The organism is Enterobacter sp. MGH85 (genome assembly GCF_001037655.1).
Classification (GTDB): Bacteria; Pseudomonadota; Gammaproteobacteria; order Enterobacterales; family Enterobacteriaceae; genus Enterobacter; species Enterobacter intestinihominis.
Map to the genome: position 1 here is coordinate 2,655,009 of NZ_KQ089925.1, position 16,912 is coordinate 2,671,920.

Below are 16,912 nucleotides of genomic sequence, written 5' to 3' on the forward strand. Positions count from 1 at the left end.
TCAAACAATCACTTTTGCCTGAGATCAGGTTTGACAAAAGTTTTTTCGCCGCTAAGATAAGCCTCCACAACGATTCCTCTGTAGTTCAGTCGGTAGAACGGCGGACTGTTAATCCGTATGTCACTGGTTCGAGTCCAGTCAGAGGAGCCAAATTTGAAAAGCCTGCTTTTATAGCAGGCTTTTTGCTTTTCTGCGTTCAGTAAAATTGTCGGGTGACGCTCCGCTTACCCGACCTACAAAAACATCGAATCGTAGGCCGGGTAAGGCGAAGCCACCACCCGGCAAAAGCCGCACTATCCGTTCACACGAATTGGCGCCGTTGCCTCCACCAGCCACGGCCGCGCATCGCTGTCCACCCGGGGTGAAAGCGCCTCTCGTACCTGCTGGTGGTACTCATCCAGCCACTGTTTTTCTGACTCGCTCAACAGATGCAGCTCCACCTGGCTTAAATCGATTGGGATCAGCGTCAGCGAGGCAAACTTACAAAATCCCGGACGGCTTTCGACAATCTCCACCTGGTTTTCAATGCGAATACCGTGGCTATCGCCCAGGTAGTAACCCGGCTCAATGGTCATAATATTGCCCGCCACCAGCGGCCACGGGTTGACCTTTTGCGCAAAACGGTGCGGGTTCTCGTGGATCAGAAGCTGATGCCCTACGCCATGCCCGGTGCCGTGGTCGTAATCCAGTCCCAACTCCCACAGCGGACGGCGCGCAAAGGCATCCAGCTGGTGCCCCTGAGTGCCGGACGGGAACTGAAGGGTAATCAGCGACAGGAAGCCTTTAAGCACTGCGGTGTAGTGCAAACGCTGCTGTGGATCGACCTTTCCCCAGGCCAGGGTACGCGTCGCGTCCGTGGTGCCGTTGCGGTACTGCCCCCCGGAATCATTCAGGTAAAAGTGGTCGTGGCCGATGGGCTTGTTGCTGGCCTCGCTTGAGTGGTAATGGCACATCGCCGCGTTACTCGCGGAAGCGGAAATGGTGGCGAAACTCGGCTCGACAAAGCCAGGCTGTTGCAGGCGGAACGCAAGCTGTTTCGCCTGCACGTCAAGCTCGGTCAGCGGCATTCCCGACGCGGCCCGCTGAGGAACTTCCCGGCTCAGCCAGGCCAGGAAATTCACCCATGCCGCACCGTCCTGGTGATGACATTCACGATAGCCCGCCAGCTCCACCGGGTTTTTCGTAGCTTTCATCAGGGTGATCGGGTCGGTCTGCCAGATAATTTCCCCCTGAGGTTCAACCGCAAAGCGTAACGCCACCGGTGCGGAATCGGGATCGATCATGACCCGCTTACCCTGCGCAAGCTGCCTACAGCGCGGGATAAAGGCTTCCTGAGGCGCAATCGTGAAGGCGTTCCGCACGGCATCCGGCAGCGCATTCAGCTTGCTGTCATCCACAAACCATTCCACCGCACCCTCGCGGCTCAGCAGGGCAAACGACAGAGGCACCGGGCAAAAGGGGATATCTGAGCCCCGCACGTTCAGCAGCCAGGCGATATTGTCCGGCAGGGTAACGGCCAGATAATCCGCGCGGTGCTCTGCCAGCACGGCGGCGGCGCGCTGGCGTTTGGCGGCGCTGCTTTCGCCGCTGATGTCTACAGGCATCTCGCGGATAAGCCCTGCGGGGGCGGCAGGGCGGTCAACCCAGAGGGTATCGAACGGAGAGCGCGCGAGCGGTACCAGTTCGCACGGCGTGGCCGAGAGCCGCGTAAACTCTGCATTGGTCATCAGCAGCGTATCAAAGCCGATGCGCGTGCCGGCCGCAACGTTTTTCGCCAGCCACTCGGCCAGCGGCTCGTTGTGCAGATGGTGGATCTCCACCTCGTGGAGATTGACCTGTACGCGGGCCTGAACCTGATAGCGTCCGTCAACAAACAGCAGCGCTCTGTCTTTCAGTACCAGCGCCAGCCCCGCCGAGCCGTCAAAGCCCGTCAGCCAGGCCAGCTTTGCATCATACGGTGCGCAAGATTCGCTCTGCCAGGCATCGGCGCGCGGCACAATCATCCCGTCGAGCTGATTGTCCTGTAGCCACTGGCGCAGGGCCGTAAGCGGTGATGTGGTGTGCATATTGTGTCCTTAGTATCACCTAAACGGTGGCTCATTGAAGGTGCGCAGCTTACGGGAATGTAGTTTGTCGCCCTCTGCACGCAGTAAATCGATGGCGCGAATACCAATCTGAAGGTGCTCTGAGATCGCCCCTTCGTAGAAACGGTTCGCCTGACCCGGCAGTTTGATCTCGCCGTGCAGCGGTTTATCGGACACGCACAGCAGCGTGCCGTACGGGACGCGGAAGCGGTAGCCCTGCGCGGCAATGGTGGCGCTTTCCATATCGATCGCGACCGCACGGCTGAGATTGAAACGCAGGGCGGAGGCGGAATAGCGAAGCTCCCAGTTACGATCGTCGGTGGTGACGACCGTACCGGTACGCAGGCGCTGCTTCACCTCTTCACCCGGCATGCCGCTCACCTCTTTGGTGGCGTCGTACAGGGCGCGCTGCACTTCCGCAATACTCGGGATAGGAATGTCCGGCGGCAGAACCGCGTCAAGGACATGGTCGTCACGCAGATAAGCGTGGGCGAGGACATAATCACCAATCAGCTGGCTTTCACGCAGGCCGCCGCAGTGGCCGATCATCAGCCAGACGTCCGGGCGCAGAACCGCCAGATGGTCGCAGATGGTTTTCGCATTCGACGGGCCAACGCCGATGTTAATCAACGTAATGCCCTGACCGTCAGCGGTGACCAGGTGCCAGGCGGGCATCTGGTGCTTTTTCCACGCCAGGTCGGAGATGGCCTCTTCCGGTGCTTCGGTTTCGGCAGTGATCCAGATCCCGCCCGCGCAGGAGAGAGCGATGTAAGGGCTGTCCGGGTCAAGGATCTGGCTACAGCCCCAGCGGACAAATTCGTCTACATAGCGGGTGTAGTTGGTAAACAGTACGAACGGCTGGAAATGTTCGGCTGGGGTGCCGGTGTAGTGGCGCAGGCGTGCCAGCGAAAAATCGACACGGCGGGCATCAAAGTGCGACAGCGGTGAAAACTCTGCCGGGTGATAGATCCCGTCCGCCGTCTCATCGCCAATCTGCGACAGCTCAGTGGTCGGAAAATGGCGGGTCAGCCCCGCGCTCATGGAGCGATCCAGCGTCAGCGCTGAGCCGTCTATTACGTACGGGTAAGGGATCTCGTGCAGGGACGGTTCAACGCTGATATGCGCGCCGTAATCCTGATACAGCAGGGTAAGCTGCTCTTCCAGATAGGGGCGGAACAGCGCAGGTCGCGTGATGGTCGTGCTGTAACAGCCGGAGTGGGTGAAACGCGCATAGGCGCGGGTTTTCGGATTGCTGCTGGCGCTGCCGTCCCAGGTGACAGAGAGCGATGGATAAACAAAAAGGCCCTGGGTTCTGGCCTTTTCATCGGGAAGTTTCCCTGTTTCGATATAGTCACTGATGGCGCTGCGCAGTGCATTGACGGACTGTTCATACAGCGCGTCGAGTTTTTCCAGCGCCTGAGCCGGGGTCAGGCTGGAGCCCTTATTATTCATGTCTGTCTCCTTGTTCCACAGGTGTGCGGCTATACCCGATAGTATGTCACACGCCTGTGAAACAAAAGTGAGGAGATCAGCTGTGCGCGGTTTCCTTCATCAACAGGGCGGTGGCAGCAGAAAGCAGGCAACCTGCCAGCAGATAAATCGCCACGCTATGCCAGTTCCCGCCGGAGAACGTCACCAGCGCGGCGGCGATAAACGGCGTAAACCCGCCGCCGACCACGCTCGCCACCTGATATCCCACGCCCGCGCCGCTGTAGCGGTAGCTTGCGCCAAACAGCTCGGTAAACATCGGCTGCTGCACGCAGACCACCATATCGTGAGCGATGTTCGCAAGCATGATCGCAAAGAAGACAATCCAGAAGACCGACTGGGCCTCCAGCGCCATAAAGAACGGCCAGGCGCTGAGTGTGCCGATAAGCGCCCCGGTGATATACACCCGTCGACGACCAAAGCGATCCGCCAGCCAGGCGAAGCAGGGGATGGTCAGGCAGCTGATCCCGCCCACCACCAGGCCAATATTCAGGAACAATTCCCGCGGCAGGCCGAGGTTTTGCGTGGAGTAGTTGAGGGCGAAGGCGGTGACGATATACATCGTCAGCAGTTCGCACAGGCGCAGGGCGATAATTTTCAGAAAAGCGCCAGGGTGCTGCACCAGCGCTTCCATCACCGGCAGCCGTTTTTTTGCGACCGGTTTTTCGCGCTTCTGTTGCTCAAACTCAGCCGACTCTTCCATGCCGTTACGGATCCACAGGGCCACCACGACCAGCACAATGCTGAAGATAAACGGAATACGCCAGCCCCAGCTCAGAAACTGCTCGTCTGTCGTGAGCTGGCTTATGAGCGACACCAGGCCCGTGGAGAGCAGCAGACCCACGCCATAACCTACCTGCACGCCGCTGCTGTAGAACGCTTTCTTATTCTTCGGCGCGCTTTCCACGGACAGCAGTGCCGCGCCGCCCCATTCGCCGCCGACGGCAAAGCCCTGAATGGCGCGAAGCGTCACCAGCAACACCGGGGCCCACCAGCCAATCGATGCAAAGGAGGGCAAAACACCGATCAGCGCGGTGGCAATGCCCATCATCCAGACGGTGAGCATCAGCATGCGCTTACGGCCAAGGCGGTCACCGAAGTGGCCGAAAATTATCCCGCCCAGCGGACGAAACAGAAAACCGACGCCGAAGGTGGCAAACGCAGCAAGCGTGCCCATGGCGGGGCTGATCTGAGGAAAGAATTCACGGTTAAAGACCAGCGCAGCGGTAATACCGTAGAGCAGAAAGTCATACCAGTCGACGACGGCGCCTGCGAAGCTACCTAAAGCGGCGCGGCGGGCGCGGTTAAGCGAAGGTGTCTCCTCGTTGCGGCGAGCGGAGATGAGGGTGGAGTCCATAGTTGTCCTGTCTGTACTGATTTTTAATTATTGGTATAAGAAAAGGTCACTCACGTTGCAGCCGTCATATTGACGGAACGTATGAGACTACCGCGACAGACGGCCTGAGAAAACGTTTTTATCTTTCCTGAAAGCGCAGAATCAATAAATTTCATCTTATCGGGTCCCAATATAAATCAGCCTGTTTGGCTCCGGTTAGGGCTGAATGGTTTACAGTAATAAAGATCGCTGTGTGACGTAAGCTGAGGGAATAACGATGCAACGCCTCTTTCCTGCACTCTGGGTAGTCCTGTTTTTGGTGGCTTCGCCGCTGCATGCGGAGCCAAAAGTCTACGGCGAACAGCGCATCCACCGCTGGTGGGATGCGGTAACAGACGATATTTCCCAGACCTGGGAGCAGCCAGATCGTTACGATCTCTACCTGCCGTTTCTGAGCTGGCATGCCCGCTTTATGTATGACAAAGAGAAAACGGATAACTACAACGAAATGCCGTGGGGCGGCGGACTGGGCGTTTCTCGCTACAACGACGAGGGCAACTGGAGCGCACTCTTTGCCATGATGTTTAAAGATTCACATAACGAGTGGCAGCCCGCGATGGGCTACGGCTGGGAAAAGGGCTGGTATCTGGATAACGCAAAAGATTTCCGTCTGGGGCTGGGGGCCGCCGCGGGGATCACCGCGCGCGACGACTTTGCTAACTATGTCCCGCTGCCGTTTATCTTCCCGCTTTTCTCTGCCGGATATAAGCGCGTCACCGTCCAGTTCACCTATATTCCCGGAACCTACAACAACGGCAACGTGCTGTTTGCCTGGCTGCGCCTGGGCTTTTAAAGTGTGATCACTTTTTTGGCCACTGCGTTGGACAGAATCAGCAGCGAAAACAGGACGGACGTAACAAAGGTGAGCACAATCAGAGCAAGTTTGGTGCTCAGGGACGTTACCGGAATGAGCGCCGTCAGCAGGTGAAACACCGAGTAGTGCATGATATAGACCCCGGTCATCGTTTTGCTAATGGCGGCCAGCACGGACTCTTTAAACTCCGCATTGCGGCGAAAACGTACGCCGTTGGCCGCAATCACCAGGGCAATAATCAGGATGTAGATTTGCGATCCGGTGAGGATAAAGGCGTTTCTGTCCGCTTTAAATAGCGCAAAAAAGAAATGCCGTTCGTAAAACCACGTGAAGAGATAGATAAACGGTATGGCAATCACCGCTGCCCTGACCACATTTTTGCGGCCGATCCACGCCGCAATCTGCGGATCGCAAAAGAGCTGCCCCGTCAGATAAAACAGCAGCCACGTCCACAGGCGATACTGCGGCGACAATGAAAGCACGTGGACATCAGGATAGAGGGCTGACAGCAAATCGTACCCGTATGAGAAAAGCAGCAGGGTGACAATCACCCCGCAAAACAGCGTTCGCCGCTGGCTGAGCCACTCCACCGCCGGATGAAAAGTGTAAATCACGACAAATGCGAACACGAACCAGGGCTGGATAAGATATCCGCGCTGATAGGGCTCCCACAGGTAGTAAATGGTTACCCAGAACAGAAAGACGATCACCAGGCTTTTGATCTTATCAAGCTGCCAGCGCGTGCCGTGTCGGGATTGCCCATCCAGATACCCTGCAACCACAAAAAACAACGGCGTGGCGATGGTCGAAATGAAGGTTAAAAAACCGAGGATCCAGTGATAGTCATAATCGTAATGGTCCCAGGTGTTGTAGATGGTGAAGAAGGTGACCGCCGTCATACAGCCCAGCGTCTTGATGATGTTCAGCCCTGTCGCATTCATTGTTGTTCAGCTTCGTCCTTACGATGAAAACACGCGTAAATTACGGGGAGTACCAGCAGCGTCAGGATTGTAGCAAACCCAAGCCCAAACATAATCACAACGGCCATGCTCTGGAAGAACACATCCAGCAGCAGGGGGGCGAGGCCAAGCACGGTCGTAAAGGCGGTGAGCAGGATGGGACGCAGGCGCGACGTGGCGGCGTAAACGATCGCACTGTGCTGATCCTGCTGCGCTTTCTGCTGCTCAATCTCTTCCACCAGCACAATGCCGTTGCGGATCAGCATCCCGCTCAGGCTCAGCAGGCCAATCAGTGCCATAAAGCCAAAGGGGATCCCGGTAAGTAAAAAACCGGGCGTAACGCCGATCAGCGCCAGCGGCACGGTCAGCCAGATAGCGACGGCGTTTTTCACCGAACTGAACATCAGCACCGTGATCACAAACATCACCAGATACCCGAGCGGCAGCGTGGTAAATAGCCCCTGCTGCGCTTCGCTGGAGTTCTCCGCGTCCCCGCCCCATTCGATGCTGTAGCCGTGGGGCAGAGGCAGGGCATCTATTTGCGGCTTCACGCGGGCGAGAATATCGCCGGACGTTTGCTGGCTTAGCGGGTCAGGGTCGGTCTGCACGGTCAGCACGCGCGAGCGGTCGCGACGCAGGATCAGCGGATCTTCCCACTCCAGCGCGAAGCCGCTGACGACGTTGCTCAGCGGAATATACTGCTGACGGGTCTGGCTCCATACCAGGACGTTATTCAGGTGATTGGCGTCCAGCCGTTCACTTTCCGGCGGGCGCACCACCACGGGTAACAGGTCGCTTCCTTCTCTGTACAGTCCCGCCCGGCTGCCGGAGAAATTCATCTCCAGGGCGTTATCGACGTCCTGCTTGTCCACGCCAAGCTCACGTCCCAGCGCGGTGACGTACTGCGGGCGGATCACTTTGCTGCGGTTTTGCCAGTCGTTCCTGACGCTGTCCGTCGCCGGATCGCGCGTAAGAATACTGTCTACATGGCTGGCGATCAGACGCAGCCTGTCCGGATCGGGGCCCTTAATACGTATTTCAATGGCGCTGTCACCGGAGGGGCCAAACATCACCCGTTTCGTGCTGGCGTTAACCTGCGGGTAGTTCCGTGCAATGTACTCATCAACGTGGCGGGTCAGGGCGGGGATGTTACGCTGGTCGTCCATTCTCACCATGATTTGTGCATAGTTGCTGTACTGCCGCTGTCCGCTGTAGGTCAAAATAAATCGCATACTTCCCTGACCAATCGTCGAGACCGTAGTTTCCACGCCAGGCTGGCCGTTAATGGTTTTCTCGATATCACCGGTCATCTTCTCGGTCCAGTTAATGTCGGTCCCGTAAGGGAGCCAGAGGTCGACAAAGAAAATTGGCGTACTGGATGAGGGGAAGAAGTTCTGCCGCACCGAGCCAAAGCCCCAGATGGCGGCAGCCAGCAGTGCGGCCATCACCATCAGCGTTGGCGCTTTACGCCGTAACAGTGCATTGAGCAAACCCCGGTAGATCCGATAGATGCGTTTGTCGTAGGGATCCGTTTCGTCGGCGTCTGGCGGTGCTGCGTCATGTTTAAACAGCCACCATTTAATCAGCACCGGCGTAATGGTGAGGGCTGAGAACCAGCTCAGCATCAGCGAAATCAGCAACACCTGAAACAGCGACTTACAGTATTCGCCGGTGGAGTCCTGTGACAGCCCGACGGGCGCAAAAGCCAGGATGGCGATGACCGTCGCACCCAGCAGCGGCAGCGCAGAGCGGCGAATAATAGCGTTAATGGCGTTAAGCAGAGGCGAGCCCTGCTGCCGGGCTATCAGTACCCCTTCGACAACCACAATGGCGTTATCGACCAGCATACTGAGGGCGATGATCAGCGCCCCCAGTGAAATACGCTGTAGTTCTATGCCCCAGAGATACATGATCAGCAGCGTGCCCAGCACGTTGAGCGCGAGGGAAAAGGCGATAATGAGCCCGCTGCGTAAGCCCATAAAGATCAGCAACACACCGACGACAATCGCCAGCGCCATCAGGAAATTAATGATAAATCCGTTGACGGAATGCCCGACCTCCGCCGCCTGATCGTAAAACAGGTCGATATGGATACCTGCCGGTTTCTCGGCTGACATCTGCTCAAGCTTCGCCTCCAGGGCATGTCCCACGTCGATCACGTTAACGCCGGGTATAAAGGAGACGCCCATGGTGACGGCTTTTCTGCCGTTGGCATGGTAGATGCTGGCAGGGGACGCATCCAGCCCACGTGACAGGGTGGCAATATCCCGTAAACGGGTAGCCGCCCCAACGCCGGGCGGGGTCACTATGAGATCGGCCAGCTCGTCAATACTTTCGAATTCACCGGTAGGATGCAGACGAATTGACTCAGTACCGGAGGGGATCTCTCCCGCGCTGGAAACCACGTTCAGCCTGCTGAGCTGGGCAGAAAGCTGGTTAAGCGTAATCCCGCGCGCGGCCATTTTGCTCAGAGAAATGTCCACGTTAATCTGCTGGGTGAGGGCTCCGCCGATGGCCACTTTGCCCACGCCCGGCACGAGGACCAACTCCCGGCGCAGCTGCTCGGCATACCGGACCAGTTCCGGATTGCTGAATTCATCGCCGGAAATGGCAAAGAAAAAGCCGAACACATCGCCAAAATCGTCATTCACAAACGGGGTCACTACCCCCGGTGGAAACTGTCGGGCGGCATCTCCCACCCGGCGACGCAGTTCATCCCAGATTTGCGGCAGCGCATTTGAGTGGTAGCGCGAGGCTATATTGACCGTGATCTGCGACAGGCCGCTGGAGGAGATGGAGCTGACGTTATCCAGGTAAGGTAACTGCTGAAGCGCGTTTTCCAGTGGCAGGGTGACCTCTTCCTCAACCTGCTGCGCCGACGCGCCCGGATAATGAGTGATTACCACCGCCGTTTTGATGGTAAACGCCGGATCTTCCAGTCTGCCGATGTTCAACAGGGCAATAATGCCACCTACGCCCAGCAGCAGAATAGTCAGCCAGACGCGAACCGGGTTGCTGATAAACTGACGAGAGATATCCATTACAGTCCCCGTTCACGCGTCCAGATACGTACCGGCTGGTTGGGATGTAACTCCCCAACGCCTGCGGCCACCACGCGTTCACCGGCCTTAAGCCCACCGGCGATGACGACCCCCTCAGCGCTGACTTGCCCGACGCTGACCTTACGATCTTCCAGGTGCAATGTATCGCCTTCGCCCGTCACCACCCAGACGTGTGGCTCATTGCGCGGGCGGTTATCCGGGTTAAAGACCGCTTCAACCGGCACCACCAGCGCCTCACTGCCCACGCCCGCCGGTAGGTTGGTTAAATTGATGGTGACCGTTCCGCTGACGCCGCCCACGACGGGAAAATCATCCGGGCGGGGCATGGTTAAAATCACCTGCTAGGTCAATGTGTTGCTGTCGCTACTGCCTGAGTGCTCTTTGTACACAGCGGTAAACTCGCGACCGGGCAGGGCGTTGATCCTCACTACCGGTTTGTACTGCGCATTGCGGATATCGAAGGTGTTAAACAGGTTCTCTGGAAGGCTGAACACCACGTCCAGCAGGTCGGTACGGGTCAGGGTGACGACGGGCTGGCCGGCTGAGACGACCTGATGATTTCGCACATGTACGCTGGCCGCTGTCCCGCTAAAGGGGGCGACGAGCGTCATCTGGCTTAATTCCTCGCGAGCAATCTGTAGCGCGGCGTTTGCAGAATCGCGGTTTGCGCGCTGGACATCCATCTCGGCCTTCGACACGGCCTGGCGTCCTGCCAGGGTCTGGAAGCGGTCGAATTGCCGCTGAGCCAGGGTCGCCGCCGTTTGCCTGTCGTTCAGACGCTGCCGGGCTTCGCGATCGTTAAGACTGGCGAGCCTTTGCCCCTGTTTGACAACGGCACCCTGGCGAATGTCCAGGGTCTCAATCTGCCCGGCACGTTTGAACGCGAGATCGGTGGCGTCGCCGGATTCGATACGCGCGGGAAATACGCGCTGCTGCGCGTTGCCGGCCTTGACCACCTCTGTGACTTTTACCATTTTTGGCAGGGGCGCGGCGCGGTCGGGTTTGGGGTCGCACGCCGTCAGCAGCAATAAAACAGCAGGCAGAAGAGAGAGGTAGCGCTTCACAGTATTCCCCTGATAATAATTGTTTTATTTATTTCGTCATCAATGCTGGGGTGGCACTATTCCGCCAGGGCCGAGACGACCACATAGGTAAATAAACCGATTGCTGTGCTGGCGATAATGGCAAGCGCAATAAACAAACCAAGGCGAATCAGGCTTAAACCGTACATGCATTCCTCCATGAGGTTGAAGGTGGCGCGGGATAATGAGAATGAACATGTTGCATGTCTGACTATGAGCATAGTCGGTGAATAAATAAATGTTAAATAACCATTATTAGTGGCGTGACATACTCAGGCGAAACAAGCGATACGATAGCGTATCCCCTTTGAATAACATCCTGATATTCCTGTGCTACGTTTAATAGCATCCATTCCTTTTTTCCGTAAAAGGCATTCACGCCTGTACCCATGGGTTTGATGCGATCTCTCCTGATTCACTCACTGTTGTGTTGGTTATAAAAAGGATGCTTGATATGTATAGAACGATTCTGGTGCCGGTGGATGTATACGAAACAGCGTTGTCTGATAAAGCGCTACAGCATGCCCAATTCCTGGCGCAAAGCGCATCGGGTAATGTCCATCTGCTGTACGTTATGCCAAAGTTCTCGGCGGAACTGACCCGCGGTTTTATTGCAGACGCGAGAAAGATGGATGAATATATGATTAATAATGCTAAAGAAAAACTGGCCGCGCTGGTAAAAAAAATCAGCCTGCCGGAAGCAAATGTCCATCTACATGTTCGCAGCGGGAATATACGTGATGAGGTAATCAAACTGGCGGATGAACTTAACGTCGGCGCGATTATTGTGGGGTCGCGCAATCCCAATATTCAAACCCATTTATTAGGGTCAGAGGCGGCGAGTATCGTTCGTTATGCACATGTTCCTGTTTTCGTTATTCGTTAATGACATGAAAGCAAGGTGATTTCTGAAAAGAACCCGAGGAAGGAACGATGATAACAGAAAAGCCTCACCATCCGTATTATCAACAGACCGTTGATGAAACCCTGACAAATATCCAATCCAGCCTGGACGGACTTACCAGTGCAGAAGCCACCGCCAGACTGGAAAAATACGGTGAAAATGCCTTACCGCAAAAACCGGGTAAACCCGGCTGGCTGCGCTTTCTGGCCCATTTCAACGATGTTCTCATTTACGTCCTTCTGGCGGCGGCGCTGCTGAAGCTGATAATGGGACACTGGGTGGATATGTTTGTCATTCTTGGGGTGGCTATCATTAACGCCCTGATTGGACATATTCAGGAGAGCAATGCGGAGAAATCGCTGCAAAGCATTCGTAATATGCTCTCCAGCGAGGCTGTGGTCATCCGGCAGGGCAACCATGAAACTATCCCGACGACAGCGCTGGTGCCGGGAGATATCGTGGTGATACGCGCCGGGGATCGCATTCCTGCCGACCTTCGCGTAATAGAGGCGCACAACCTGCGGGTGGAAGAAGCTATTCTTACCGGCGAATCCACGGTAGTGGAGAAAAGCAGCGATGCGCTCCACGGGGAGTTGCCGTTAGGCGACCGTTACAACCTGCTTTATTCTGGCACCACCGTCAGCTCCGGCGGGGGAAAAGGGCTGGTGGTGGCGACCGGTGGGGAGACCGAACTCGGCCATATCAACCAGATGATGTCGGACATTGAAAAACACCGTACCCCGCTGATGGTGCAAATGGACAAGCTCGGCAAGACCATTTTTATCACCATTCTGGTGATGATGCTGGCGCTGTTCGTTTTCAGTCTTATCTTCCGTAATATGCCCGTATCAGAGCTGGTGCTGTCGCTGATTAGCCTTGCGGTGGCGGCGGTGCCGGAAGGTTTACCGGCCATTATCTCTATCATCCTCTCGCTGGGCGTGCAGGCGATGGCGCGTCGCAAGGCGATTATTCGCAAGCTGCCTACCGTGGAAACGCTGGGGGCGATGACGGTGATCTGCTCGGATAAAACCGGCACCCTGACCATGAATGAGATGACGGTAAAAGCGGTGATTACCGCGGACACCACCTACCGCGTGGAGGGAGACAGCTACGAGCCGGTGGGCAATATTCACCCTGTTGACGATCCAACACCGGTAACCGTGACCCAGGGGTCTGTGCTGGAGCGCTATCTGCGCACCGTCGATCTCTGTAATGACAGTCAGTTGATCAAAGATGAGCAGGGGCTATGGAAAATCACCGGCGGGCCCACCGAAGGCGCGCTGAAGGTGCTGGCGGCAAAAATCCCGCTTCCGGCAATTGACGCCGAATTGCGCAGTAAAATCCCATTCGATTCGCAATATAAATACATGTCCACCCTTTATCGCCTGGGCGACGAAGAGGTGATGTTAATCACCGGTGCGCCGGACGTCCTTTTCCGTCTTTGCCAGCACCAGCAGACCCAAAACGGGCTGGAGCCGTTCAACCTGCACTATTGGGAAGAGAAGATTGAAGAGTATGCGCGCGAAGGATTGCGCATGGTGGCTGCGGCCTGGAAACCGGCCGCCAGCGGGCAGCGCGAGCTGACGCATGCGGATCTGCAAGAGGGGGTCATACTGCTCGGCATTGCGGGCATGATGGATCCCCCGCGCCCGGAAGCCATTTCGGCCATTGCCGACTGCTTGCAGGCGGGCATTCGCGTGAAAATGATTACCGGGGATCATCCACAAACGGCGATGAGCATTGGTCAGATGCTGGGTATTGGCAACGCGGCGAGCGCCATTACCGGGCGCGAACTGGAGGCGATGGACGACCACCAGCTGAGCGAGGCGGCGCAAAAATACGATATCTTTGCCCGAACCAGCCCGGAAGATAAATTCCGTCTGGTGCAGGCGCTGCAAAGTAAGCAGGAAGTGGTCGGGATGACCGGGGACGGCGTGAACGATGCGCCTGCGCTGAAGCGGGCGGATGTCGGCATCGCGATGGGGATCAAAGGTACTGAAGTCACCAAAGAAGCCGCCGATATGGTGTTAACGGATGATAACTTTGCCACCATTGCCCGGGCGGTCCATGAAGGGCGTCGGGTCTACGACAACCTGAAAAAGACCATTCTGTTCGTTATCCCGAGCAACATCGCCCAGGCCCTGCTGATCATTATTGCCCTGCTGGCGGGGAACCTGATCCCGTTAACACCGGTACTGATCCTGTGGATGAACATGGCAACCTCGGCAACGCTGTCGTTTGGTCTGGCGTTTGAAGCGGGTGAGAAGGACATCATGAACCGGCCGCCGCGTAAGTCTAACCTGCACGTGATGGACGGTTACGCCATCTGGCGCGTGGTGTTTGTCGGCCTGATGATTGCCATCAGCGCCTTTGTGCTGGAGGCCTGGCTGCAACCGCGCGGTTACTCGGCGGAGTTCATCCGCACCGTGTTGCTGCAAACGCTGGTCACTGCCCAGTGGTTTTACATGCTCAACTGCCGCGTCACCGACGGCTTCTCCCTGAGTAAAGGTCTGCTGGCTAACAAGGGCATATGGATCGTGAGCGGCGTACTTCTGGCCCTTCAGCTTCTGATCGTCTATGCGCCATTTATGCAGATGTTGTTCGGTACCGAAGCGCTGCCGTTCCGCTACTGGATCATTACCTTCCTGATCGGGTTCGCAATGTTCATGATTGTGGAAGCGGAAAAAGTCCTTACCCGGAGATGGCGCACGACGAAAGGTTAACTGAATGAGTAGGCTAAGCCTGCCCACCGGCAGGCTTTCTCTTTGACCGAGTACAGAACACTATGATTCGATTTGCCGCGTTCGTTTTTACGCTTTGTATACTGGTTCCCGCTGCATCTGCTGTAACCTACCCACTCCCTCCCGAGGGGAGCCGCCTGGTGGGAGCGCCGATAACTGTCACCGTACCTGAAGGCAATACCCTGCCGCTCGAAGCGTTTGCAGCGCAGCACGGGCAAGGGTTAAGCAATATGCTGGAAGCTAACCCGGGGGTAGATCCGTTTTTACCACGTGCCGGTACAGCGCTGGTGGTGCCGCAGCAGCTTATTCTGCCGCCAACCGTGCGTGAAGGGATTGTGGTGAACGTCGCCGAAATGCGTCTTTACTATTATCCACCCGGCAGCAACACGGTTGAGGTGCTGCCTATTGGCATTGGTCAGGCCGGGCGCGAAACGCCGCGTAACTGGGTAACCGCCGTTGAGCGCAAACAGGAAGGCCCAACTTGGTCACCCACGCCAAATACGCGACGTGCTTACGCGAAGGAGGGGAAAACGTTGCCCGCGTTCGTGCCCGCCGGGCCGGATAACCCGATGGGGCTGTATGCCCTTTATATCGGCAGGCTGTACGCGATCCACGGTACCAACTCAAATTTCGGCATTGGCCTGCGCGTCAGCCAGGGCTGCATTCGCCTGCGTAATAACGATATCAAATACCTGTTCGATAACGTTTCGGTGGGGACGCGGGTACAGCTTATCGATCAGCCCGTAAAAGTGACCACCGAGCCGGATGGTAGCCGCTGGGTAGAGGTTCACGAGCCGCTTTCACGCAATCGCGCGGAATTTGAATCAACCCGAAAAGTGCCGCTGCCCATTTCGGCCGCGCAAAGGACGCAGCTGATAAGTGAAGGGGCGGGCGCTGAGCTGGAACGGCGGTCGGGGATGCCGGTGAGGCTTGCAATGCCCGGTGGCGTTGCGCTTTCCGGGCCTACAGGACCGTAGGTCGGATAAGCGGAGCGTCACCCGACAAACGTACCAAACGCAGAAAAGCAAAAAGCCTGCTTTAAAAGCAGGCTTTTCAAATTTGGCTCCTCTGACTGGACTCGAACCAGTGACATACGGATTAACAGTCCGCCGTTCTACCGACTGAACTACAGAGGAATCGTGTGAACGGGGCGCATATTATCGACCTGCGTACGCCTTGTCAAAGGATGGATCGCCGACTTTAGACTGTTTGCTGACAAAAACAGCAAACTGACGTTTTTGCCAACGGAATGCACCATTATTGTGCAGATATACCCCGAATGGGGCAGATCGGAATCCGTTGTCACTGTCTGAAAACAGGCACCAGCGATTGGCTTTCCTTATTTTCAGCCGCTTAGCAAAGATATTTATTCGCTGCCAAAACCTGGCATCCATATTGCAAAACCTGTTTAACAACACAGCCGTTACCGGCACGCTATTTTCGAACAGGGGGCAACATGAACTTAAGACGACTGAAATACTTCGTAAAAATCGTCGATATCGGCAGCCTGACCCAGGCGGCTGAAGTGCTGCATATCGCGCAGCCTGCGCTGAGCCAGCAGGTCGCGACTCTGGAAGGCGAAATGGACCAGCAACTGTTGATCCGCACCAAGCGCGGCGTAACGCCTACCGAAGCGGGAAAAATTTTATATACCCATGCCCGTACGATCCTGCGTCAGTGCGAACAGGCGCAACTGGCCGTGCACAACGTAGGTCAGACCCTGAGCGGGAATGTCTCCATCGGCCTGGCACCGGGAACGGCCGCATCGTCGGTAACCATGCCGCTGCTTCAGGCGGTGCGCGCGGAGCTACCGGAAGTGCTGGTTTATCTGCATGAGAACAGTGGTTCCGTGCTCAATGACAAACTGCTCAACGGTCAGCTGGATATGGCGGTGCTGTACGATCGCTCACCGGTTGCCGGGATCACCAGCCAGCCGCTGCTTAAGGAAGATCTTTATCTGGTCGGGACCCGTGATTGCCCCGGCCAGAGCATTGATTTAACCGCCGTGGCAGAGATGAACCTGTTCCTGCCGCGCGACTACAGCGCCGTGCGTGTTCGCGTTGACGAAGCGTTCTCGCTGCGCCGTCTGACGGCGAAGATTATCGGGGAGATTGATTCCATCTCCACGCTGACTGCCGCCATTGCCAGCGGCATGGGGGTAACGGTACTGCCCGAGTCTGCCGCACGTTCACTGTGCAGCGCGGCGAATGGCTGGATGGCCCGCATCACCACGCCATCCATGAGCTTACCGCTGTCGTTGAATATGTCCGCGCGCGGCTCCCTGTCACCGCAGGCGCAGGCGGTGAAAGAGATCCTGATGTCTCTGGTCAGTAAGCCGTCGCTGGAAAATCGCGAGCTGCAACTGGTCAGCTGATATTCCAA

General features: G+C 56.6%; 10 protein-coding genes, 2 tRNA genes and 1 pseudogene. 6 read left to right on the forward strand and 7 right to left on the reverse strand.

Annotated elements, in window-relative coordinates:
• Positions 1-74 precede the first annotated feature (74 nt).
• A tRNA-Asn gene (locus tag SK51_RS12510) sits at positions 75-150 on the forward strand.
• A 143-nt stretch (positions 151-293) separates the two neighbouring features.
• Here the strand turns inward: SK51_RS12510 and SK51_RS12515 are convergent.
• The 3 genes from SK51_RS12515 to shiA all read right to left on the reverse strand — a co-directional run bounded on the left by SK51_RS12515 (position 294) and on the right by shiA (position 4,929).
• Positions 294-2,066: an aminopeptidase P family protein gene (locus tag SK51_RS12515; RefSeq protein WP_032676172.1), complete on the reverse strand. Its 1,773-nt coding sequence runs from the start codon at positions 2,064-2,066 to the stop codon at positions 294-296.
• Between the two features lie 15 nt (positions 2,067-2,081).
• Positions 2,082-3,536 (reverse strand): AMP nucleosidase, encoded by a 1,455-nt coding sequence (locus SK51_RS12520; RefSeq protein ID WP_022648595.1) that lies wholly within the window; start codon positions 3,534-3,536, stop codon positions 2,082-2,084.
• 76 nt (positions 3,537-3,612) lie between these two features.
• On the reverse strand, positions 3,613-4,929 hold the full coding sequence (gene shiA / locus SK51_RS12525) for a shikimate transporter (RefSeq protein ID WP_023306549.1): 1,317 nt from the start codon (positions 4,927-4,929) through the stop codon (positions 3,613-3,615).
• A 256-nt stretch (positions 4,930-5,185) separates the two neighbouring features.
• On the opposite strand from shiA, the gene pagP reads away from it, so the two are divergent.
• Positions 5,186-5,761: a lipid IV(A) palmitoyltransferase PagP gene (gene pagP / locus SK51_RS12530; protein WP_023300518.1), complete on the forward strand. Its 576-nt coding sequence runs from the start codon at positions 5,186-5,188 to the stop codon at positions 5,759-5,761.
• On the opposite strand, the gene SK51_RS12535 is transcribed toward pagP, so the two are convergent.
• The 3 genes and pseudogenes from SK51_RS12535 to SK51_RS12545 all read right to left on the reverse strand — a co-directional run bounded on the left by SK51_RS12535 (position 5,758) and on the right by SK51_RS12545 (position 10,867).
• Positions 5,758-6,681 (reverse strand): acyltransferase, encoded by a 924-nt coding sequence (locus SK51_RS12535; RefSeq protein WP_160863192.1) that lies wholly within the window; start codon positions 6,679-6,681, stop codon positions 5,758-5,760. The genes pagP and SK51_RS12535 overlap by 4 nt on opposite strands.
• Positions 6,682-6,719: 38 nt before the next feature.
• The gene (locus tag SK51_RS12540) at positions 6,720-9,782 is read right to left on the reverse strand and encodes an efflux RND transporter permease subunit (protein ID WP_032676173.1); all 3,063 of its coding nucleotides are present in this window, start codon (positions 9,780-9,782) and stop codon (positions 6,720-6,722) included.
• A pseudogene (locus SK51_RS12545) lies at positions 9,782-10,867 on the reverse strand (efflux RND transporter periplasmic adaptor subunit). The gene SK51_RS12540 and the pseudogene SK51_RS12545 overlap by 1 nt, the downstream one beginning before the upstream one ends.
• Before the next feature lie 472 nt (positions 10,868-11,339).
• Between SK51_RS12545 and SK51_RS12550 the strand changes: the two are divergent.
• From SK51_RS12550 to ldtA, 3 genes are all read left to right on the forward strand, one after another.
• Positions 11,340-11,771, forward strand: coding sequence for a universal stress protein (locus tag SK51_RS12550; protein WP_023306545.1), 432 nt, complete (start codon positions 11,340-11,342; stop codon positions 11,769-11,771).
• Between the two features lie 47 nt (positions 11,772-11,818).
• Positions 11,819-14,512, forward strand: a complete 2,694-nt coding sequence (locus SK51_RS12555) for a cation-transporting P-type ATPase (RefSeq protein ID WP_023306544.1) — start codon at positions 11,819-11,821, stop codon at positions 14,510-14,512.
• 62 nt (positions 14,513-14,574) lie between these two features.
• Positions 14,575-15,507, forward strand: coding sequence for a L,D-transpeptidase (gene ldtA / locus SK51_RS12560; RefSeq protein ID WP_032671311.1), 933 nt, complete (start codon positions 14,575-14,577; stop codon positions 15,505-15,507).
• A gap of 83 nt (positions 15,508-15,590) precedes the next feature.
• Here ldtA and SK51_RS12565 read toward each other — a convergent pair.
• Positions 15,591-15,666 (reverse strand) — tRNA-Asn (locus SK51_RS12565).
• A 320-nt stretch (positions 15,667-15,986) separates the two neighbouring features.
• Between SK51_RS12565 and nac the strand changes: the two genes are divergently transcribed.
• Positions 15,987-16,904, forward strand: a complete 918-nt coding sequence (nac, locus tag SK51_RS12575) for a nitrogen assimilation transcriptional regulator NAC (RefSeq protein WP_022648585.1) — start codon at positions 15,987-15,989, stop codon at positions 16,902-16,904.
• Positions 16,905-16,912: the final 8 nt, after the last annotated feature.